General features: G+C 66.2%; 12 protein-coding genes. 11 read left to right on the top strand and 1 reads right to left on the bottom strand.

The window, feature by feature from the left end; genetic code table 11:
• The 11 genes from CCR98_RS04705 to CCR98_RS04655 are packed head-to-tail and all read left to right on the top strand — an operon-like array spanning position 1 to position 9,115.
• Positions 1 to 816 carry a hypothetical protein gene (locus CCR98_RS04705; protein ID WP_014036173.1) on the top strand — a complete coding sequence of 272 codons (816 nt, stop codon included), beginning with the start codon at positions 1 to 3 and terminating at the stop codon, positions 814 to 816.
• Positions 800 to 1,468, top strand: a complete 669-nt coding sequence (locus CCR98_RS04700; protein WP_087921689.1) for a hypothetical protein — start codon at positions 800 to 802, stop codon at positions 1,466 to 1,468. Before CCR98_RS04705 ends, CCR98_RS04700 begins: the two co-directional genes overlap by 17 nt.
• A 10-nt stretch (positions 1,469 to 1,478) precedes the next feature.
• Positions 1,479 to 1,664: a hypothetical protein gene (locus CCR98_RS04695; protein WP_014646171.1), complete on the top strand. Its 186-nt coding sequence runs from the start codon at positions 1,479 to 1,481 to the stop codon at positions 1,662 to 1,664.
• Positions 1,661 to 2,455, top strand: a complete 795-nt coding sequence (gene cpaB, locus CCR98_RS04690) for a Flp pilus assembly protein CpaB (RefSeq protein ID WP_014036170.1) — start codon at positions 1,661 to 1,663, stop codon at positions 2,453 to 2,455. Before CCR98_RS04695 ends, cpaB begins: the two co-directional genes overlap by 4 nt.
• The gene (locus CCR98_RS04685) at positions 2,442 to 3,938 is read left to right on the top strand and encodes a pilus assembly protein N-terminal domain-containing protein (protein WP_087921688.1); all 1,497 of its coding nucleotides are present in this window, start codon (positions 2,442 to 2,444) and stop codon (positions 3,936 to 3,938) included. Before cpaB ends, CCR98_RS04685 begins: the two co-directional genes overlap by 14 nt.
• Before the next feature lie 13 nt (positions 3,939 to 3,951).
• Positions 3,952 to 5,676 carry an ATPase, T2SS/T4P/T4SS family gene (locus CCR98_RS04680; RefSeq protein WP_087921687.1) on the top strand — a complete coding sequence of 575 codons (1,725 nt, stop codon included), beginning with the start codon at positions 3,952 to 3,954 and terminating at the stop codon, positions 5,674 to 5,676.
• Entirely contained in the window at positions 5,669 to 6,523 is an 855-nt protein-coding gene (locus CCR98_RS04675; protein WP_087921686.1) for a type II secretion system F family protein, read from the top strand. The genes CCR98_RS04680 and CCR98_RS04675 overlap by 8 nt, the downstream gene beginning before the upstream one ends.
• Positions 6,520 to 7,410 (top strand): type II secretion system F family protein, encoded by an 891-nt coding sequence (locus tag CCR98_RS04670; protein WP_075675208.1) that lies wholly within the window; start codon positions 6,520 to 6,522, stop codon positions 7,408 to 7,410. The genes CCR98_RS04675 and CCR98_RS04670 overlap by 4 nt, the downstream gene beginning before the upstream one ends.
• Positions 7,411 to 7,420: 10 nt before the next feature.
• Positions 7,421 to 7,804, top strand: a complete 384-nt coding sequence (locus tag CCR98_RS04665) for a DUF192 domain-containing protein (protein WP_087921685.1) — start codon at positions 7,421 to 7,423, stop codon at positions 7,802 to 7,804.
• Positions 7,801 to 8,487 (top strand): TadE family protein, encoded by a 687-nt coding sequence (locus CCR98_RS04660; RefSeq protein WP_198361060.1) that lies wholly within the window; start codon positions 7,801 to 7,803, stop codon positions 8,485 to 8,487. Before CCR98_RS04665 ends, CCR98_RS04660 begins: the two co-directional genes overlap by 4 nt.
• Positions 8,462 to 9,115 carry a hypothetical protein gene (locus tag CCR98_RS04655; protein WP_232463084.1) on the top strand — a complete coding sequence of 218 codons (654 nt, stop codon included), beginning with the start codon at positions 8,462 to 8,464 and terminating at the stop codon, positions 9,113 to 9,115. The genes CCR98_RS04660 and CCR98_RS04655 overlap by 26 nt, the downstream gene beginning before the upstream one ends.
• A gap of 97 nt (positions 9,116 to 9,212) precedes the next feature.
• Here the strand turns inward: CCR98_RS04655 and CCR98_RS04650 are convergent, their stop codons facing one another.
• On the bottom strand, positions 9,213 to 20,093 hold the full coding sequence (locus CCR98_RS04650; RefSeq protein WP_087921682.1) for an autotransporter-associated beta strand repeat-containing protein: 10,881 nt from the start codon (positions 20,091 to 20,093) through the stop codon (positions 9,213 to 9,215).
• Between the last annotated feature and the right edge of the window lie 321 nt (positions 20,094 to 20,414).

Here is a 20,414-nt window from a genome sequence, read left to right as displayed (position 1 = left end):
ATGGACAGGGAACGCCCATTCCGCGGCGCGCGTCGCCAGCGCGGCCAGAGTCTCACCGAAGTCGCCGTGCTCTGCGCCGTGCTGGTGCCGATCTTCCTGCTGATCCCGATCCTCGCCAAGTACATCCACGCCCGCCAGGCCACCCAGCAGGCCGCGCGCGCGATCGCCTGGGAAGCCACCGTATCGCCGGACTACAAGCTGCCGGCCAGCGGACGCCAGCGCGATCTTGCCGTCGACCGCTACTTCGGGCGTGCCAACGACCCCATCGTCAGCCAGGCGCAGACCGGCGCTCGCGATGCCGCCGTCGGCGACGTACTGATGAACACCTTCTCCAACCAGCCGCTGGTGCGGCGCGGTGACCTCGCCCTGGTCTCCTACACCAGCACGTCGGCAGGCGGCATGATGAAGAAGATCGGCGACGTGACCTCGATGTTCGGTTCGTTCCCGCCCAACCGCAACGGCCTGACCCAGGCCCAGCTGCGGCTGGATGTGCAGGACCTGAAAAGTGCCAACGGCAGCGCTGCCGCCTACCTGGAGCCCTTCGATTCGCTGGGCCTGAAGCTGCAGGCCACCCATGTGGTGCTGGCCGACCCCTGGAATGCCGCCGGTTCCGGGCTCAAGGTCAACTCGTCACGCTCGGTGATCGCGCAGGTCAAGCCGTTGGTGCCGTCCCAGCACATGGCGGGCATCGCCAAGGCCTTTGACGGCCTCTCCGGCATCCCGATGATCGGGACGCTGAGCAGGCTTGATCCCGGTTACATCGCACCCGACGTGGTGCCCGTCGACAAGTTGCCTGCCTATGCGCCGTCGCGTTGACCTGCTGGCGGCACTGGCCGCGCTGCTGTTCGCCTGGCCGGCCTTCGCCGCGTCCTGGCCCGACATTCCCGAGCCCGAGGGCGCGCAGAGCGAGTGGGTAGCCAAGGACATGCTCTACAACGGCCTGCCCATGCGCATCTCGCGCTTCACGTCCTCATTGCCGGTGTCATCCATCGTCAGCTACTACAACCGCGAATGGCCCGGGCAGACCGTGATCAACGAGGTCGGCGGCAAGACCGTGATCGGCCATGCGCACGGCGAGTACTACGTGACCATCGAGGTATCGGCCAAGAGCCGTGGCAGCCAGTCGCAGATCGGCATTACGCGCCTGCTCAAGCGCAAGCCCGATGCCGCGGCCGGCGCCGATTTCCCGAAACCGTCCGGCACCCAGGTGATCAATGACATCTCCTACCTGGATACGCCCGGGCGCAGCCTGTCCATGGAAAGCACGCTGTCTCCGTTCCAGACCGATGCCTTCTATGCCAGCCGCCTCCCCGCGGACGGCTGGAGCCGAAGTTCCGGCCCTGCGGGGTGTTCGATGATCGCGCTGCAGTGCGTTGTCCGCTACAGCAAGGGCAACCAGGAAATGACCATGACCTTCAACCGGCACGAGCAGGGAACCTCGATTGTCGTCAACCAGTCGCAGCACTGAGACCACCGCCATGAGAAAACGCATTCCACCGTCCCTACGCCGCCAGCGCGGGGCCGCATTGATCGAGTACGCCGTGGTCGCTTCCGTCGGTGTCCTGGTCCTGGTCGCCGAGCCGAACATCGTGCTCGAGCTGATCGATTCACTGCGCAAGGCGTACCAGGGGTTCACCTACATGCTGTCGATGGGAGTCGTATGAAGGCGCTCCCGCTGAAAGCCAACCGCAACGTCGTCTTCATCATCATCGCCCTCGCCCTTGGCCTGTTCGCGGCCCTGGTCGCCGTGCGCTACGTGCAGAAGGCAGTGAACGAACGTGCCGCACCGCCGGTGGAAATGGTGCCGGTGGCCGTGCCCAAGACCGACATGGAACCGGGCAGCATCGTCACCGTTGCCGACCTTGCAGTGCGCGAAGTCCCCGCCGACCTGCCGCCTGCCGATGCGATCACGCCCGACAACGTGTCCGAGTACAGCGGACGCATGCTGCGTGCACCGATCCGCGAAGGCGCACCGCTGGGTGCCAGTGCACTGGTACCGCTGTACGACCAGTTCTCACGCGTGATCGCCAAGGGCAACGTGGGCTACACCCTCCAGGTGGACGAGACGAACTCGATCTCCGGCATGATCGCTCCCGGGGACCATGTTGACATCCTGCTGACCGTCGAGCAGGAACAGACTGGTGCCCGGGTGCTGCCGCTGCTTGAGGACATCAACGTACTGGCAACCGGCAACCGCGTCGGCGAAACGCCTGCCTCGGAAGACCAGCAGGGCTATTCGAACATCACCCTGGAACTGACACCGGCGCAGGCGCAGCGACTCACGGTCGCCGCCAAGGCGGGTTCGATGCGGGTGATGCTTCGCCAGGTGGAGGATCGTGGTGCGTTCGGCCTCAGTGGCATGACGCAGAGGGAACTGCTCGGCAACGGCACGCAGGGTCGTGCTGGCGTGCAATTCATCATTGGGGGCAAAGGGTCGACGAATGCGCAGCAATAATGGAATCCGCAGCCTCATCGCCGCTACTGCGGCCATCGCTGTTGCCACCGCACCACTGCTGGCCGTGGCACAGACCACCGGTACCCAGCTGACCCCGGTACCGGTCATGGCCGCACCGCGCCCTGCCGTCCAGGCACCGCCGCAGGCCAACACCAACCATGCACCGGTACCCGGCGGGCAAAGCGCCTTCCCGGCGCCGGTTCCCGATCCCGCCTATCGCACCAGCGCATCGGCCATGCCTGCGGTGCCGCTGCCCACCCGCGCCCGGATCTACGCCGGCCAGGCCGCGGTCTACACGCTGCCCAGCGGGCTCAAGCGCGTGGCCGTCGGTAGCGGCGAGATGCTCGAAGTCACCAACGTCGGCCCACGTGACCTGATCATGATGGGCATGAAGCCCGGCTCCACCACGGTTCACCTGTGGCTGCAGAACGGCAAGCAGCTGCAGGTGCAGGTGGACATCTCCGAGAACGATGCGGTCAGCCTGGCCGAAACCATCCGCACGCTGCTGGCCGATGTGGAAAAGATCAATGTGCATGCCGTCGCCGACCGTGTTGTCATTACCGGCCAGGACATCAATCCGGGGATCGGCAGCCGCATCGATGCGATCCAGAAGATCTACCCGACGGTGCTGAACTTCACTACCGCCGACCCGGTGGGCATGCGCCCGATGGTGCAGATGGACGTGAAGATCATGGAGTTCGACACCAATGCGCTGGAAGAACTCGGCATCCAGTGGGACAACGTGATCCGCGGCCCGGTGGCCGGCATCGTCAAGGATTTCACCAACAACAACTACTACCGCATCAACCCCGAGCAGAGCCCGGCCAACGGCGTGCTGTTGCCGAACAAGCTGCAGGGTACCCAGGCCTTCTTTGGCATCGCCACGCAGATCGGCTCGGCGATCAACCTGATGATGAACAAGGGCAAGGCGTTCCTGCTGGCCTCGCCTCAACTCAGTGCGCGCAGCGGCGGGCAGGCGAAGTTCCTGGCTGGCGGCGAGGTGCCGATCCCGGTACCTCAGGGCTTCGGCCAGGTCACCGTCGACTACAAGGAATATGGCATCAAGCTCGACATCGAGCCGCTGGTCAACTCCAACGAGGACATCTCCACCCGCATCCTGGCCGAGGTCAGCCGTGTCGATCCGACGGTGACCGTGCAGGGCGTGCCGGGCTTCACCACCCGCCGTACCGAGTCGGAAATCAACGTACACGCGGGGGAAACCATCGTCATCTCCGGGCTGATCGACTCCAGCGCGCAGCAGGATGCCAAGCGCCTGCCGCTGCTGGGCGACATCCCGATCCTCGGAAAGCTGTTCCGCTCCGATGGCTTCCGCGGCAACCGTACCGAGCTGGTGATGTTCGTTACTCCGCGCGTGGTGACGCCGGGCTCGCAGGAAAACCTCGATGGCCTGGAGCGTGCACGACAGATCCAGGAACGCGGCCAGCAGGCCATGCCGCGCCGGAACAAAGATTTCGTGCAGTAACCGGAGCCGTTGCATGTTCAACATCCTCATCGACACACCCAACCGCGATCAGCGCCGTGTCCGCTGCCTGCACCGTGAATGCGGGATCGGCCGTGGCGACGGCAACCTGGTGGTGCTGCAGGGCTGGAGCATCGCCCAACGCCATGCGGCGCTGAAGCGCGAGGACCAGGGCATCTTCATCGAGAGCCTGGGAGGCCGCTCGCCGGTACTGGTGAATGGTGAACAGGTCAAAGGCAGCCGCGGCCCGCTCACCAGCCGTGACCGCGTGCAGATCGGTGACTACCTGCTGCAGGTGGTGGACGACGACCCGCCGGCCGAACCCAGCGCCGACGCCGGCAGTTTCAATGCCGGCGCGGCCAACGATGCGCCGGTGGACTCCACGCCCGCACCGGCGCCCGCACCGGCGCAGCCATCCAGCGAACGCCAGCTGGCGCGACCGGAGCAGCTGCCGCCGGACATGGCCGTCTATCGTGCAAAGCTGCATGCCTCGCTGGTCAAGCAGATGGACCTGCGCCGGCTCGATGTGCGGAGCATGGACGATGAGTCACTGCGCAATGCCACGATCAAGCTGATCGATGAAGTGATGCAGCGGGAGTTCTCCGAGCTGCCCAAGACGATCAACCCACGCAGGCTGGCCAAGGAAGTGCTCGATGAGGCCATCGGCCTGGGCCCGCTGGAAGACCTGATCGACGATGCGACGGTGACGGAAATCATGGTCAACGCGCACGACCAGATCTTCATTGAACGTGCGGGCCGGATCGAACGGTCCCCCATTGTCTTCACCAGCGACCGTGCGGTGCTGTCGGCCATCGAGCGCATCGTGACGCCCCTCGGTCGTCGCATCGACGAAAGCTCGCCGATGGTCGACGCGCGGTTGAAGGATGGCTCCCGCGTCAACGCCATCATTCCGCCGGTGGCGCTGCGCGGCCCGAGCATCAGCATCCGAAAGTTCGCCAAGCGCAAGCTGGAAGGCAAGGACCTGCTCACGTTCGGTTCGCTCAGCCAGCCGATGCTGGAATTCCTGATCGTTGCGGTGCGCGAACGGCGCAACATCGTCGTTACCGGTGGCACCGGCTCCGGCAAGACCACCCTGCTCAACATCCTTTCCAACTTCATTCCCGATACCGATCGCATCGTCACCATCGAGGACGCGGCCGAACTGAAGCTCGTCCAGCCCAACCTGGTCGCCCTGGAAGCGCGCCCTCCCAACATGGAAGGCAAGGGCCACATTTCCATCCGCGACCTGGTGCGCAACGCGCTGCGCATGCGCCCGGACCGCATCGTGGTCGGCGAGTGCCGCGGCGGCGAAGCACTGGACATGCTGCAGGCCATGAACACCGGCCACGAAGGATCGCTGACCACCGCCCATGCCAACAATCCACGCGAGGCGCTGTCGCGCCTGGAAGTGATGGTCATGATGTCCGGCATGGAACTGCCGATGACGGTGGTGCGCGAGCAGATCTCGTCGGCGGTGGACCTGATCGTGCACCAGAAGCGCTTCCCCTGCGGTTCGCGCAAGGTCAGCCACATCACCGAACTGACCGGCATGGAAAGCGGCACCATCCAGCTGCAGGATGTCTTCCTGTTCAAGGCACGTTCCAGTGCCGGACGCGATGGCAAGGTGGTGGGCGAGTTCGTCGCGACCGGTGCAGTGCCGGAGTTCTATGAAGAGCTTGCCGAGCGTGGCGTCGCGGTCGACCTGGACATCTTCCGCACCGGGGGACGGCGGAATGAGTGACATCCTGCTGATCGCCCTGCTGTGTTTTGCCTGCGTGACAGGCTCGGTACTGCTGCTGGCGCGTGCCAGCTCCGGCTTCATGGACCGCTACCGCGCCAACTTCATGGACCAGGCGCGGGTCAATCTGGCCGACATGTTCCTGTTCGTCGATCCGCGCGTGCTGTTCAGGACCAATGTCCTGATGCTGCTGGCGATTCCCGTGCTGCTGTGGATCGTCACCGGCGGCAACCTGCTGCTGCCGATCCTGGCCCTGGTCCTGCTGGCCGTAGCGCCCCGCAAGATCTACCTGTGGCTGAAGCAACGCCGCCTCGACCAGATCCAGCAGCAGTTGCCCGACGGCCTGCTGATGCTGGCCGGCAGCCTCAAGGCCGGCGTCGGCTTCAATCCCGCGCTGGAAGCACTGGCCCATGACGGCCTGCCTCCGCTGGCCCAGGAGCTGGCACTGGTGCTGCGCGAGCAGCACATGGGCGTGCGCACGGAGGAGGCGCTGGACAACTTCGCCGCCCGCGTACCCATCGCCGACGTGAAGCTGTTCGTGGCCGCCGTCAGCATTTCGCGCGAGGTCGGTGGCAATCTCGCCGAGAGCCTCTCCACGCTCGCCGAAACGCTGCGGCGCAAGCTCATCATGGAAGGCAAGGTCAAGGCACTCACCGCGCAGGGGCGCCTGCAGGGCATCGTCATGGCGATGCTGCCAGCCGGCCTTGTCGGCTTCCTCGTGCTGTTCTATCCGGAAACGATGAACCCCATGTTCCACACCTTCATCGGCTGGTGCGTCATGGGCCTGATCGGGGTACTGGAATACCTCGGCTACCGCATGTGCCGAAAAATCATGACGATCGACATATGAACGCCCTGCTCATCCTGGTCGCACTGCTTGCCGCTGCCGCTGTAGGGCTGCTTGCATTCGCGCTGCGCGGACTGGTGCAGTCGGTCGAGGTGGACCAGCGCAACTACCAGGATCCGCTGCCGCTGCTGCTGCGCATCCTGTGGCCCTTGATCACGGTCGCAACGCGCCTGGCCGGGCCGCGCCTGTCCTCGGCGCAGCTGGAGCGCGCGCACCGCAGCCTGCAATCGGCCGGCCAGGACTTCGTGCTGTCGCCGGAAGAACTGTATGGCGCGCGCATCGTTTCCGCCGCCGTGGCCAGCTCATTCCTCTTGTTCACCATCATCCTGCTGGGCAAATTCGGTTTCGGCTCCGTGCTGATGGCCCTGGCGTTCGGCGCGCCCTTCGGTTGGATGTATCCCACGTTGTGGCTGGGCGAACGGCGCAAGGCACGCTCCAAGCACGTGGTCCGCGACCTGCCCATCTTCCTCGACTTCATCACCATGGCCGTCGAGGCGGGCCTGAACATCACCGGTGCGATCGAGCAGTCCGTCGACAAGGGACCGCCCGGACCGCTGTCGCAGGAGTTCTCGCGCATGCTGCGTGACCTGCGCGCGGGCCTTCCGCGCGCCGAAGCGCTGCGGCGCATGTCCGATCGCGCCGACATTTCCCAGTTGACCAGCTTCACCAGCGCCTTGATCCAGGCCGACCGGGTGGGTGCCAGCCTCAGCGACACACTGCGCTCGCAGGCCATGCAACGGCGCGAAGAGCGCTTCCTTCGCGCCGAGAAGCTAGCGCTGGAAGCACCGGTGAAGATGATGCTGCCGCTCGTGCTGTTCTTCTTCCCGCTGATCTTCGTCGTCCTGGCCTACTTCATCTTCCTGCAGATGAAGCAGCAGGGAATCCTGTGAGGCCCCACGCATGAGAACCGGCGCCCTGATCCGCGACCACCAGCAACTGCTCAGCTGCGTCTGGCATGCCGATCGCTGGCACCAGCGGCTGCGCGGCCTGCTGCTGCGCGCGCCACTCCAGCCCGGGCAGGGCCTGCTGATAACCCCCTGCTCGAGCGTACATACGCTGGCCATGGGGTACCCGCTCGACCTGTTGTTCCTGGACCGCGATCACCGAGCCGTGGGCTGGCGCGAGGCCGTGCGCCCATGGCGCGGCGCCTGGTGCCGCGGTGCGTACTCCACGCTGGAAATGCCGGTGAACAGCCTCAGGCATATCGCTCCGGTGCTGGGCGAAACGTTCCAATGGTGCCCTTCTCCACCTGCAGCACCGCCATCCATGAGGGCTTCGCAATGAAGCGCATCCGCTCATCCATCCGCCGTCAGCGCGGCCAGTCGCTGATTGAATTCTGCGTCGTGGTTCCGGCCTTCATCTTCCTCGTCCTGGTCATCTTCCAGTTCGTCCTGATCTATCGAGCCAAGTCGCTGCTGGATTTCGCCACACTGCAGGCCGCACGGGCCGGCGCGGTCAGTGGTGTCAATCATTCGGAGATGCGCAGCGCACTGGAAATGGCGATGGCTCCCTTGTACGCAACCTCGCCGGATGCGGCGGGTGCCGTCGCCGCCCGCGCCAAGGTCGCCCTGCTGTGGAAGAACCCGTTGCTGTCGCCGAAGATCGAAGTCATCTCGCCCAGCCGCGCGGCGTACAACGAGTTCCGCGAGCGCCAGTTCGATGGGCGCTATGCATTGCCGAACGACAATCTTGCGTTCCGCGATGCACGCGTCGGCAGCAGCCGTGTCAGCGTACAGGACGCCAACATCCTCAAGATCAAGGTCACCTATCCGATGCCGCTGATCGTCCCCTTTGCCGACCGGGTGATCGCCGGTCTTTCAGATCTGGTCAGCGAAGGCGACAGTTTCCGCCCAGCTTCGATGCTGATCGAGGACCCGATCACCGGCCATCGCCGCATGCCGATCGAGTCCTATGCGATCGTCCGCATGCAGAGCCCCGTGCATGACAGCAGCAACCTGGCGCGCTGACGTGCGGATGCTGCTGGCCAGCCTGTTGATGACAGCAACCTGGGCCGTCGCCGCCCAATCCACGGACGCTGCCGAAAGCGAACCTCCACAGGCGCGATTGCTGGCACGCGCCTATGGCCTGGGCCCACTCGGCCCCAACGCGCCTGGCGGTGAGGTCGAGGTCGAGATCCGTTTGCGCGGGCCTGCCATCCGTATTGATTTCCGCGGCGACAATGCGCCGGATGCATGGCTGACCACCCAGGGTCAGCGCGGCCGGGCATGGTTGGTGAGCGAGCGCGGCAACTACACGTTACCGGTCGCCGACTCCAGTGGTCCCTACTGGTACGATCCCGCCGCCCCATGCCATACGATCGGCGGGCGCTGCTCACCCGCACCCGGCGAGTTCATCCTGGGCCGCCTCGCTGCCGGTTGGCGTTATGACAATGCGCATGGCCCTGATGGCACCACCTCCGGCACGTTGTGGATCGATACCCACACCGGCCTGCTGCTGGGTTACCGCGGACGCACCGGCAACCAGCGTACCGAGCGCGGCCTGCGTGTTACCGAGGTCGCTTTCGATGAAGTACCTGCGAGCCTGTTCGACCCGCCCGCCGGGTTGCGTCGACGCACGCAGGACGCGGCGAACTGAGCGGTCTGCGCGGCACAGCGGCGCCATGGATCAGCACTCACTCCCGCCGCACCGGTAGATCCACGCAGCGCGTGGATCTACCGTTGGCCCGCTCCCCTTAGAAGCCTACCCGCAGGTTGATCTGCCCACCCACATCGCGGCGGCCATCACCATGCTGGCCCTGCACGAACATCGACAGCTGGCTGCTGCGACCCAGGCCGACCGCCACACCCACCTGGCTGACCAGTGCGTTGCGTGCCATCACCGCGCTGTAGACATCGAAGGCATCGCCACCGACCGCGAAGCGGTTGCGGCTGGCCACATCGGTGTCACCAGACGCATGCTGCCAACCCAGGCCGACGGTCAGCTGCGCCGGGAAGCGCTCGCCGCTGCCCACGTCCCAGCGGCCGCGCACGCCCACCGTGCTGACGTTGAGCGTGTCCTTGCCGCCTTCCAGCACTAGTGCGGCACTGCCGCCCTGCTCCACCGCACGATCACTGTCGACCCAGTGCTTGGTGAACTGCACGTACGGCTGCAGCTGGGTCCTGCCATGGGTCCAGGTCCAGCTGCCTTCGACCTGGGCGATGGTCACGTCCGAATCCTGGCGGCTGTACAGGGTCTGGCCCAGCAGCGGCACTTCACGCGTGGTGCGCGTGCGGTAGTCACCGCGCGACACGCTGCCACCGACCGCAAAGCCGTTGTTCCACTGTCCCTGTGCATACAGGCCGAACGTGTTGCCACGCAGGCGGGCGCGCGAACTGCGATCGTACAGGCGCGTATCCAGCCGCTCGTTGCCGGCCGCCGCACCCAGCACCACATGTTCACCCAGCTGCCAGTCCACGCCCGCCATCACCGCATTGCGGTTGGAACGGATCTCATCACCGTTGCCATCGCCATCCTGCTTGAACACCTTGCCACTGCCGGCCAACCAGGCCGAGGCGCGCTCACCACGCACGGTCGGCAGCTCACTGCCCAGGCGCTGGCGGATGCCCTCTTCCAGGTAGTTGTCGTACAGCAGCACCGCGCGACTGGCCGCGTGCACTTCACCGGAGAGCTGGTCGAATGCGTTGCGCGCAGTGCCGGCGTCATACATCAGCACCGTGTTGTACAGGCCCAGCGCCGCGCCACTCTGCGGCAGGCTGTCCAGCGCCGCAGCGGTGTTGTACTGGTTGCGCGTGTTGGCCACGGTGGTGAACGCCGCCGTCTGCGCCACGTCGATCTGCAGGTTGGCGGTGTTGGCGGTGTAGACCGGAGTGATGGTCAGGAAGGCCGACGGCGAGGTTGCCGAGCCGAACTGCCCGCTTACGCCGCCGCCCGCGTTGACCACCGTGTACTGCTGGCCCTGCTGGTAGCTGGTGCTCGGCGAAATGGTGTTCACCTGCACCGTGCTTCCGCCCACGTTGGCGCTGCCGCCCACCTGCACCGTGTCGCTGCCGCTGGCCCCCAGATCGATACCCAGCGTGCTGCCCGGCGACAGGGTCAGGTTGCCACCCACCGTGATCGTACCGGTGCCATTGCCTGCGCCGCTGCCGTTGCCCGGGCCATTGCCCGGCGACAGCACGCCACCACTGGACACCGTCACGCCGCCGCCGGTGCCGCCGATGGTACCGGTGCCGGACAGCGTGGTACCGCTGCCGATGGTCCACTGGCCGCCAATGGTGCCGGTGACATTCAGGCCACCGCCGGTGACCTGGCCGGTGCCGCTGAATCCACCACTGTCGCCGCCGAGATTCAGGCCACCCGGGCCGGCCTGCACGATGCTGCCGCCACCGCTGATGCTGCCGCCCAGTGTGGTGGTGCCACCGGTGTTGATCACCAGGCCACCGTTGTTGGTGATGTTGCCGGTGATCGAGCCGCTGGCCCCGCCGTTGCCGACCTGCACGGTGCCGCCGGCATTGATGGTGGTGCCGCCGGTGTAGGTATTGTTGCCGGTCAGGATCACCGTGCCGGTGCCGGCCTGGGTCAGGCCACCGCTGCCGCTGATGGTGCCGCCCACCGTGGTGTTGCCACCCACGTTGAACACCAGGCTGCCGTTGTTGCTGACGTTGCCGGTGATCGCACCACTCGCGCCACCATTGCCGACCTGCAGCGTGCCACCGGCGTTGATGGTGGTACCGCCGGTATAGGTGTTGTTGCCGATCAGGGTCACGGTGCCGGTGCCGGCCTGGGTCAGGCCGCCGCTGCCGCTGATGGCGCCGCCGACGGTGGTGTCGCCACCCACGTTGAACACCAGGCTGCCGTTGTTGGTGACACTGCCGCCGATCGCACCGGTGGCGCCACCATTGCCCACCTGCAGGGTGCCACCGGTATTGATGGTGGTCGGGCCGGTATAGGTGTTGTTGCCAGTCACGGTCAGCGTGCCGCTGCCGGCCTGGGTCAGGCCGCCGCTGCCGCTGATGGTGCCGCCCAGCGTGGTGTTGCCCGCCACGTTCGACAGCAGCGTGCCGTTGTTGGTGACGTCGCCGACGATCGAGCCGGTCGCACCGCCATTGCCCAGCTGCAGCGTGCCGCCGGCATTGATGGTGGTACCGCCGGTGTAGGTGTTGGTGCCGGTCAGCAGCAGCGTACCGCTGCCGGCCTGGGTCAGGCCGCCACTGCCGCTGATGGTGCCGCCCAGCGCAGTGTTGCCAGTCACGTTGGAAATCAACGCACCATTGTTGGTGATGTCGCCGGCGATGGCGCCGGTTGTACCGCCATTGCCCACCTGCAGCGTGCCGCCGGCATTGATGGTGGTACCACCGCTGTAGCTGTTGTTGCCGACGAGGGTCAACACACCGCCGCCGGCCTGGGTCAGGCCACCACTGCCACTGATCGCGCCACCGACGGTGGTGTTGCCGGCGACGTCGAAGACCAGGCTGCCGTTGTTGGCGACATTGCCGGTGATCGCACCGGTCGCACCGCCATTGCCGACCTGCAGCGTGCCACCGGCATTGATGGTGGTGCCGCCGGTATAGGTGTTGTTGCCAGTCAGGGTCAACGTGCCGCTGCCGGCCTGGGTCAGGCCACCGCTGCCGCTGATGGTGCCACCCAGCGTGGTGTTGCCGGCCACGTTGGACACCAGCGCGCCGTTGTTGGTGATGTCGCCAACGATCGCACCGGTCGCACCACCGTTGCCGACCTGCAACGTGCCGCCGGCATTGATGGTGGTGCCGCCGGTGTAGGTATTGTTGCCGGTCAGCACCAGCGTGCCGCTGCCGGCCTGGGTCAGGCCACCGCTGCCACTGACTACCGCGCCCACGGTTGCCGTCGTGCCCAGGTTGTAGACCAGGCTGCCATTGTTGGTGATGTCGCCCAGCACCGAACCGGTGCTGCCGCCGTTGCCGATCTGCAGCGTGCTGCCGCCGTTGATGGTGGTGCCGCCGGTATAGGTGTTGGCCCCGCTCAGGGTCAGCGTGCCGGTACCGCTCTGCACCAGGCCGCCGGTGCCACTGAGCACGCCGCCGAAGACGGTGTTGCCATTGTTGCCGCCGGTGGTCAGGGTTGCGCCGCCCAGCACCACGCTGGATCCGGTCACACCGGCCAGGCCGCCGATGCTCTGGCTGCCACCTGCGCTGATATCCAGCGTGCCGGCACCGGTCAGGTTGACCGTGCTGGCACCGGACAGGCTGCCACCGGCCGCCACCGCCAATGTGCCGCTGTTGATGGTGGTGCTGCCGGTATAGGAGCTGGCACCGGCCAGGGTGACCGTTGCTGCGCCATCCTTGAGCAGGCCACCGGCACCGCTGATTGCACCATTCAACGTCAGCGGATTGCTGCCCGCCAGGGTCAACGTGCCGCTGGCCAGCTGCACGGTGTTGGCCAGCGTCAGCGCGCTGGTGCCGTCCAGGCTGGCGTCGCCGCCCACGGTCAGCGTGCCGGTGCCCAGTGCAGCGTTGTCGCCCAGGGCAAGGCCGCCGGCGTTGAGTGCCACGCCGCCGCTGAAGGTATTGCTGCCACTCAGGGTCTGCACACCCGCGCCGTTCTTCACCAGGCCACCCGTGCCACCAATGGTGCCGGCGAACGTCGTATTGCCGACGCCGCCGAGAGTCAGCGTGCTGGTGCCCAGCGCCACGGCCGAGCCAGCCACGCCGGCCAGTGAACCGATCGTCTGCGCGCCGCCCGCGCTGATGTCGAAGGCGGTACCGGCATTGGCCAGGTTCACCGCGCCGGTTGCGGCCAGGCTGCCGCCTGCACCGATCGCCAGCGTGCCGGCGTTGATCGTGGTCCCCCCGGTGAAGGTGTTGGTACCGGTCAGCGTCTGGGTCCCCGAACCTTCCTTGATCAGACCGCCGGAGCCGGCCACCGAACCACTGAACGTGCCGTTGCTGGCATCACCGATCGTCAGCGTGTTGGCACCCAGGTTCACCGTACCGTTGCCGATCAGGGTACCGAACTGCTGCGTGCCGCTGCCCGCCGACAGGTCGAAGGTCGCCCCCGAAGCCAGGTTGACGATGCCGCTGGCGTGCAGGCTCGCGCCCGCGCCCAATGCCAGCGTACCGGCGTTGATGTTGGTGCCACCGGTGTAGGTGTTGATGCCGTTCAAGGTCAGCGTTGCGGCACCCTCCTTGGTCAGCGAGCCGGTGCCACTCAGGCTGCCGTTGAGAGTGAGGTTGTTGCTGCCGAGCACGGTCAGCCCGGCGTTGAGGACGAAGTTGTTGGCCAGCGTCACCGCGGTGTTCGAATCGAGCGTGGCATTGCCACCCACCGTTACCGCGCCGGTGCCCAGCGCAGCATTGTTGCCGACCACCAGGCCACCGGCATTGAGCGTTACGCCACCGCTGAAGGTACTGGCGCCATTGAATGTCTGCACGCCGGCACCGTTCTTGATCAGGCCACCGTTGCCGCTGATCTCGCCGTTGAAGGTGCTGTCCACCGTGCCGCCCAGAGTCAGCGCGCTGCCACCGAGTGCCACCGTGCTGCCGGCCACGCCGGCCAGCGACCCGATGGTCTGGTTGCCAGCGGAGATATCGAGGGTAGCGGTACCTGCCAGGTTCACCGCGCCGGTCGACGCCAGGCTGCCGCCAGCGCCGATCGCCAGCGTGCCGTTGTTGATGGTGGTACCACCGGTGTATGTGTTGGCACCGCTCAGGGTCACGGTGGCCGCACCGTTCTTGATCAGGCCACCGGTACCGGAAATCACACCGCCCAGTGTCAGCGCCTGGCTGCCGAGCAGGTCGAGGTTGGCGCCCGCTGCAAGCCCGATGTTGTTGGCCAGGTTGACGCCTGTCGATGCATCCAGCGTCGCGTTGCCGCCCACCGTCAGCGCACCGCTGCCGAGCGCAGCGTTGTTGCCGACCACCAGGCCGCCGCCGTTGAGCGCCACGCCACCACTGAACAGATTGGCGCCGCCCAGCGTGAGGATGCCGGCGCCATTCTTGACCAGGCCACCGGTGCCGGAAATCGCACCATCGAACACGCTGTTGCCGATGCCGCCGAGGATCAGCGACTGCGCGCCCAGGCTGACCGTCGAGCCGACCACGCCGTTCAACGACCCGATGGTCTGGTTGGCCCCTGCGGTGGAGATATCGAAGCCGGTGCCCGCAGCGTTCAGCGTCACCGCTCCGGAGGCTGCCAGGCTGCCACCCGGGCCAATCGCCAGCGTACCGGCATTGATGAAGGTACCACCGGTGTAGGTATTGGTGCCGGTCAGCGTTTCAATGCCCGAACCGACCTTGGTCAGGCCACCGGTGCCTGCGATCGAGCCACTGAACGTGCCATTGGTGGCACCGCCGACTTCGATCGAGTTGGCACCAAGGTTCACCGTACCGTTGCCGACCAGGGTGCCGAACACCTGCGTGCCGCTGCCGGCAGACAGATCCAGCGTGGCGCCGGTAGCGAGGTTCACGGTGCCGCTCGCCGCCAGGCTGGCACCGGCACCCAGCGCCAGCGTGCCGCCGTTGATGTTGGTGCCACCGGTGTAGGTGTTGATCCCGTTCAAGGTCAGCGTTGCGCCGCCATTCTTGGTCAGGCTGCCAGCCCCGGAAAGGACGCCGTTGAGTGTCAGTGCGTTGCTGCCGAGCACGGTCAGCCCGGCATTGAGCGCGATGTTGTTGGCCAGCGTTGCCAGGCCGGTGGTATCCAGCGTGGCGGCACCGCCGACGGTCAATGCCCCCGTACCCAGCGCCGCGTCATTGCCGAGCACCAGCCCGCCTGCGTTGAGCGTCACGCCGCCGCCAAACGTGTTGGCACCGGACAACGTCTGCACGCCGGCGCCCACTTTCACCAGGCCGCCGCCACCACTGATCACGCCATCGAACGCGGCATTGCTGGCGGTTCCGAACGTCAATGAATTTCCGCCCAGCGCCAGCGTGCTTCCGCCCACGCCATTGAGTGCACCGATGGTCTGGCTGCTGCCGGCACCGGAGATATCGAAGCCAGCGCCTGCGCCCAGCGTGACATCACCCGCCGCGGCCAGGCTGCCGCCCGTGCCCAGTGCCAGCGTGCCGGCATTGATGGTGGTACCGCCGGTGTAGGTGTTGGCACCGGACAGCGTCAGCGTGGTAGCGCCGTTCTTGATCAGGCTGCCGTTGCCACCGACCACGCCCGACAGCGTCAACGCATTGCTGCCCGGCAACGTCAGCGCAACGCCCGAGCCCAGCGTGACCGCATTGCCGAGCGTCGCTGCAGCACCCGCATCCAGCGTGGTGCTGGCCGTCACCGCCAGCGTGCCGGAACCCAGCGCTCCGTCGGCGCCGACCACCAGGCCACCACCGTTCAAGGTCAGGCCGCCGCCAAAAGTATTGGTGTTGTTGAGGGTCAGCAGGCCCGCACCATTCTTGATCAGGCTGCCATTGCCGGCCACCACGCCACCGAGGGTGACATCATTGCTGCCACCCAGCGTCAGCTGCGTACCGGCACCGAAGTTCACGGCGTTGGTCAGGTTCAGCGCCACGGTGCTGTCGAGCGTGGTAGTGCCGCCGATGCCCAGCGCACCCGTACCCAGCGCGCTGGTGTTGCCGAGAATCAGGCCACCCGCATTGAGCGCAAGGCCACCACTGAAGGTATTGGCACCGGACAGCGTCTGCACGCCGGCACCGACCTTGATCAGCCCACCGCTGCCATCGATGACACCGGCAAAGCTGCCATTGCTGGCGCCACCGAAAGTGAGGGTCTGCGTGCCCAGTGCCACATGGCTGCCGGCGATGCCGTTCAACGCGCCGATCGTCTGCCCCGCCCCGGCCGCGGAGATGTCCAGCGTCGCTCCGGCACCGGCGAGGTCCAGCGCACCGGTTGCGGCAAGGCTGCCACCGGCGCCAAGCGCGAGCGTGCCGGCATTGACCGTTGCACCGCCCAGGAAGGTGTTGGCACCGGACAGCGTCAGCGTCGAGGCACCGTTCTTGATCAGGCCACCAGTTCCTCCCACCACACCGGTCAGGGTGAGGTTGTTGCTGCCCGGCAGGGTCAGCGTGTTGGCGCCCAGGTTCACCGCATTGGCCAGCGAAACCGCGGCTCCCGCATCCAGCGAAACATTGCCACCGATGTTCAACGCCCCCGTGCCGAGCGCACCGTTGGCGCCGACCGAAACGCTGCCCGCGTTCAACGCAAGGCCACCACTGAAGGTATTGCTGTTGTTCAATGACAGAACGCCGCTACCGGTCTTGACCAGGCCACCGGTGCCGGTGATCAGTCCGCCCAGCGCAACGTTCTGGTTGCTGACCAGGCTCAGCTGCGCACCGGTGTCGAGATCGATGGCGTTGCCCAGGTTCAATGCCACCGAACTGTCGAGCGTGGAGTTTGCACCGACTGCGAGCAGTCCGGTTCCCAGCGCGCCGGTATTGCCCAGCATCAGGCCGCCACCATTGAGCACCAGGCCGCCGGTGAAGGCATTGGCACCGTTGAGCGTGAGCGTGCTGGCACCGTTCTTGACCAGGCCGCCCGCACCGGAAACCACGCCGCCGAGCGTGATCGCCTGCGACCCCGGCAGCGACAACACGGCCCCACTGCCCAGGGTCACATTGTTGGCCAGGCTCAGCGCCGCGCTGCCATCGAGCGACGCACTGCCGCTCACGTTCAGGGCACCACTGCCAAGCGCGCCGCCATTGCCAAGCAGCAATCCGCCCGCGTTGAGATTCACTCCCCCGCTGAAGGTGTTGGTGCCATTCAAGGTCAGCAGCGAGGCACCGTTCTTGGTCAGGCTGCCGGTGCCGGTGATGTTGCCGCCCAGGGTGAAGTTCTGGCTGCCCGGCAAGGTCAACGCCGCCCCCAGATTGATGGCATTGGCCAGGTTCAGTGCAGCGCTGCCATCGAGCGAACTGTTGCCGCTGACCGTCAACGCCCCGCTGCCGATCGCACTGTTGTTGCCCAGCAACAGGCCCCCCGCCGCCAGATTCACTCCGCCACTGAAGGTGTTGGCGCCGCTCAGGGTCTGGGTGCCCGTCCCCTGCTTGACCAGGCCGCCGGTACCACCGATCACGCCCGCGAACGTCTGGTTGGTGGCATCACCGAAGGTGAGCGTGCTGCTGCCCAGCGTCACCGTACTGCCGGCGATACCGGACAGCGCGCCGATGGTCTGGTTGCCGCCGAGCGAGATGTCCAGGTCCGCGCCAACGCCGGCCAGGCTGACCGCACCGCCGGCCGCCAGGCTTCCGCCGCTGCCCACCGCGACCTTGCCGGCATTGATCGCCAGGCCGCCGCTGAAGGTATTCGCGCCGCCCAGCGTCAACGTGGCGGCACCGTTCTTGACCAGGCTGCCGGTGCCACCGATGGCGCCGCCCAGCGTCAGCGCATTGCTGCCCAGTACATTCAGCAGGCCACCTGCACCGAGGTTGATGCCGTTGCCCACGCTCAGCGCCGCGCTGGCATCGAGCGTTGTCGCACCGCCGACATTCAGCGCGCCGGTTCCGAGCGCGCCGGCATTGCCCAGGACCAGGCCACCGGCATTGAGCGCCAGCCCACCACCAAAAGTGTTTGCACCGTTGAGTGTCAGCGTGCTCGCCCCACTCTTCACCAGGCCGCCGGTGCCACCGATCACGCCGTTGAACGTCAGCGCCTGGTTGCCGAGCAGATTCAGGCTGGCACCCGAACCGAGGTTGACTGCATTGGTCAGCGCCAGCGCCGTGGTGCCGTCGAGTGTCGTGCTGCCCCCAACCGAGAGCGCGCCGCTGCCAAGCGCAGCAGCATTGCCCAGCAGCAGGCCACCGGCGTTGAGTGCCACGCCGCCGCTGAGGTTGTTCACGCCCGACAAGGTCTGCACGCCGGTGCCCAGCTTGACCAGGCCCCCCGTGCCTGCGGCGAACGTGCCGCTGTAGCTGGTATTGCCCAGCCCAGCGAGGGTGAGCGTGTGGCTGCCGAGGTTGACCGAACCGCCGAGGCCCGCCAGCGAACCGATGGTCTGGTTGGCGGCCGCCGACAGGTCCAGGGTGGTGCCGACGCCGACCGTGATCGCACCGGTGGGCGACAGGCTGCCGCCCGCGCCCAGCGCCAACGCGCCTCCGGCCAGGTTGAAGTTGCCGGTCAGCGAATTGGCGCCGTTCAAGGTCAGCGTGCCGGCGCCGTTCTTGGTCAGGTTGCCGGCACCCGAGATCGAACCGTTCAAAGACAACGCGTTGCTGCCCAGCAGGTTCAGCGAGCCCCCGCCATTGATCACCAGATTGTTGCCCAGGGTGAAGCCGGCCGTCGTATCCAGCGAAGCGCTGCCACCGACGGTCAGATTGCCGCTGCCCAGTGCACCGGCATTGCCCAGTACCAGCCCGCCGGCATTGAGGTTGACGCCGCCGGAGAACAGGTTTGCGCCGCCGAGAGTAACGATGCCGGTGTTGTTGACCGTCAGCCCGCCGGTACCGGACAGCACGCCACCCAGGCCGAACGCATTGGTCCCTGCCAGGGACAGATTGCCACCGAGGCTGAAAGCGTTGGCCAGGTTCAGACCCGCCGTGGAGGAGGCAATGGCACCGCCGTTGGCGGTGAAAAGCCCTGTGCCGAAGGAGGCGGCATTGTTGAAGTTGATCAGACCATCGTTGAGCGTCGTCGGCCCGGTTCCGCTCCACGCGCCCTGCAGGTTCCACGTACCGCTGTTGACCGTGAGCCTCTGGAAGTTGAGGTACTGGTTCCAGCCCAGCGTGGTCACTGCACCGCCGGTACCGGACCCCGGACCGCTGACGACGTTCTGCAGCACCAGCGTGTTGCTGGCGGCGCCGGCGCCCACGCCGGCATTGACCGTGCCTGCGGCGGCAAGCGAAACCGAAATACCACCCAGTACATCAATTCCCGCCGAGGCCCCGGCCCCGTTCGCCACACTGGACCCGGACACGGCGGTAAAGGTATTCCCCTGCGCTGAATCACCGAGGTAGACACTGCCGGTGATCGTGCCACTGTTGTTTACCGAGTTGCCCAGCGTCGAGCCGGCCAATCCGACCCGCCCGGTAATCCCGCCGCTGTTGCTCAGGACCGTCTGTGCGCCACCGTAGCTGACGATGGCCGGCGCGTCGGCCGTGCCGAGTCCGCCCAGCAGGAAATTCATGTTGACGGTGCCGGCATTGTTGATCGTGGTGACACCGCCTGCGCCATTCTGCACGGACAGCGCGCGGCCATTCGCGCCCAGCAGGGAGCCAATATCAATGAAGCCCTGAAGCGTGCCGGTCGCGCTGTTGGTAACGCTGATCGCCTGGCCACTGGCATTGCCCAGCACCGCGCCGGAGGCAGCAAAGAGGCCGACATTGGTGCCGATCGTGCCGTTGTTGGTGAGCTGGATGCCGTTGCCGCTCAACGTCATCGAATTACCCAGGCCAGCGGTACTTCCTACGTTCGCGCCAGCTGCCACGGTCACCTGGACACCATTGGTGGCGTCAACGAAATTGTTGGTGGTTCCGGTACAGGTGATGGTCGGGCCCGGTGTCGAGCACGCCGCGAATGCCGAGCCACTGGCCAGTGTGGCCGCCAGCGCGACCGCCAGCTGATGCGCCCTCGATCGCGGCAGCCGGGCCGTGCAGGCCGCGCTTCCGCCGGGATTCTGGGCGACCTCCGAAGCAACCTGCATTACGCCAAGGGCGCGATTGAAAACCAGACGGTAAATGCGGTTCATCGGTAAATCTCCCTGAAAAGACCGGATGGCACTGCGGGAAGTTTTTTGAAGACGATGCGACCCGTCCCGGTTCCCGATACGGGAACAAGGCCTGGTGGCGTTAACTCCTGAAAATCTTCACATCTTCACGTGATCGCACCCTGGACAGGTACGCCAGCGTGTCCATCACGGCGAAAACTCCCCGGTTTCGCCTGACGAATGGCGGCACTGTGCGACCGATGGCGACAGCGGCATGTGAATCACGCTCGTTATTTTCATGACGTGCGTCAAATAAAACCGGCAGACAAAATGGTTTTGCCGGAAATGCATATAGCTGCAGCA

It is taken from the genome of Stenotrophomonas sp. WZN-1, from assembly GCF_002192255.1.
Lineage (GTDB): Bacteria > Pseudomonadota > Gammaproteobacteria > Xanthomonadales > Xanthomonadaceae > Stenotrophomonas.
Note: the sequence above shows the minus strand (reverse complement) of the source record. Positions and strands in the feature narration are given on the sequence as shown.

Bases quoted from the DNA above. Each gene is read 5' to 3' on its own strand.
- CCR98_RS04650 (WP_087921682.1), bottom strand. From the start codon at position 20,093: ATGAACCGCATTTACCGTCTGGTTTTCAATCGCGCCCTTGGCGTAATG.
- CCR98_RS04670 (WP_075675208.1), top strand. From the start codon at position 6,520: ATGAACGCCCTGCTCATCCTGGTCGCACTGCTTGCCGCTGCCGCTGTA.
- CCR98_RS04665 (WP_087921685.1), top strand. From the start codon at position 7,421: ATGAGAACCGGCGCCCTGATCCGCGACCACCAGCAACTGCTCAGCTGC.
- cpaB (WP_014036170.1), top strand. From the start codon at position 1,661: ATGAAGGCGCTCCCGCTGAAAGCCAACCGCAACGTCGTCTTCATCATC.
- CCR98_RS04705 (WP_014036173.1), top strand. From the start codon at position 1: ATGGACAGGGAACGCCCATTCCGCGGCGCGCGTCGCCAGCGCGGCCAG.
- CCR98_RS04680 (WP_087921687.1), top strand. From the start codon at position 3,952: ATGTTCAACATCCTCATCGACACACCCAACCGCGATCAGCGCCGTGTC.
- CCR98_RS04700 (WP_087921689.1), top strand. From the start codon at position 800: ATGCGCCGTCGCGTTGACCTGCTGGCGGCACTGGCCGCGCTGCTGTTC.
- CCR98_RS04685 (WP_087921688.1), top strand. From the start codon at position 2,442: ATGCGCAGCAATAATGGAATCCGCAGCCTCATCGCCGCTACTGCGGCC.
- CCR98_RS04655 (WP_232463084.1), top strand. From the start codon at position 8,462: ATGACAGCAGCAACCTGGCGCGCTGACGTGCGGATGCTGCTGGCCAGC.
- CCR98_RS04695 (WP_014646171.1), top strand. From the start codon at position 1,479: ATGAGAAAACGCATTCCACCGTCCCTACGCCGCCAGCGCGGGGCCGCA.
- CCR98_RS04675 (WP_087921686.1), top strand. From the start codon at position 5,669: ATGAGTGACATCCTGCTGATCGCCCTGCTGTGTTTTGCCTGCGTGACA.
- CCR98_RS04660 (WP_198361060.1), top strand. From the start codon at position 7,801: ATGAAGCGCATCCGCTCATCCATCCGCCGTCAGCGCGGCCAGTCGCTG.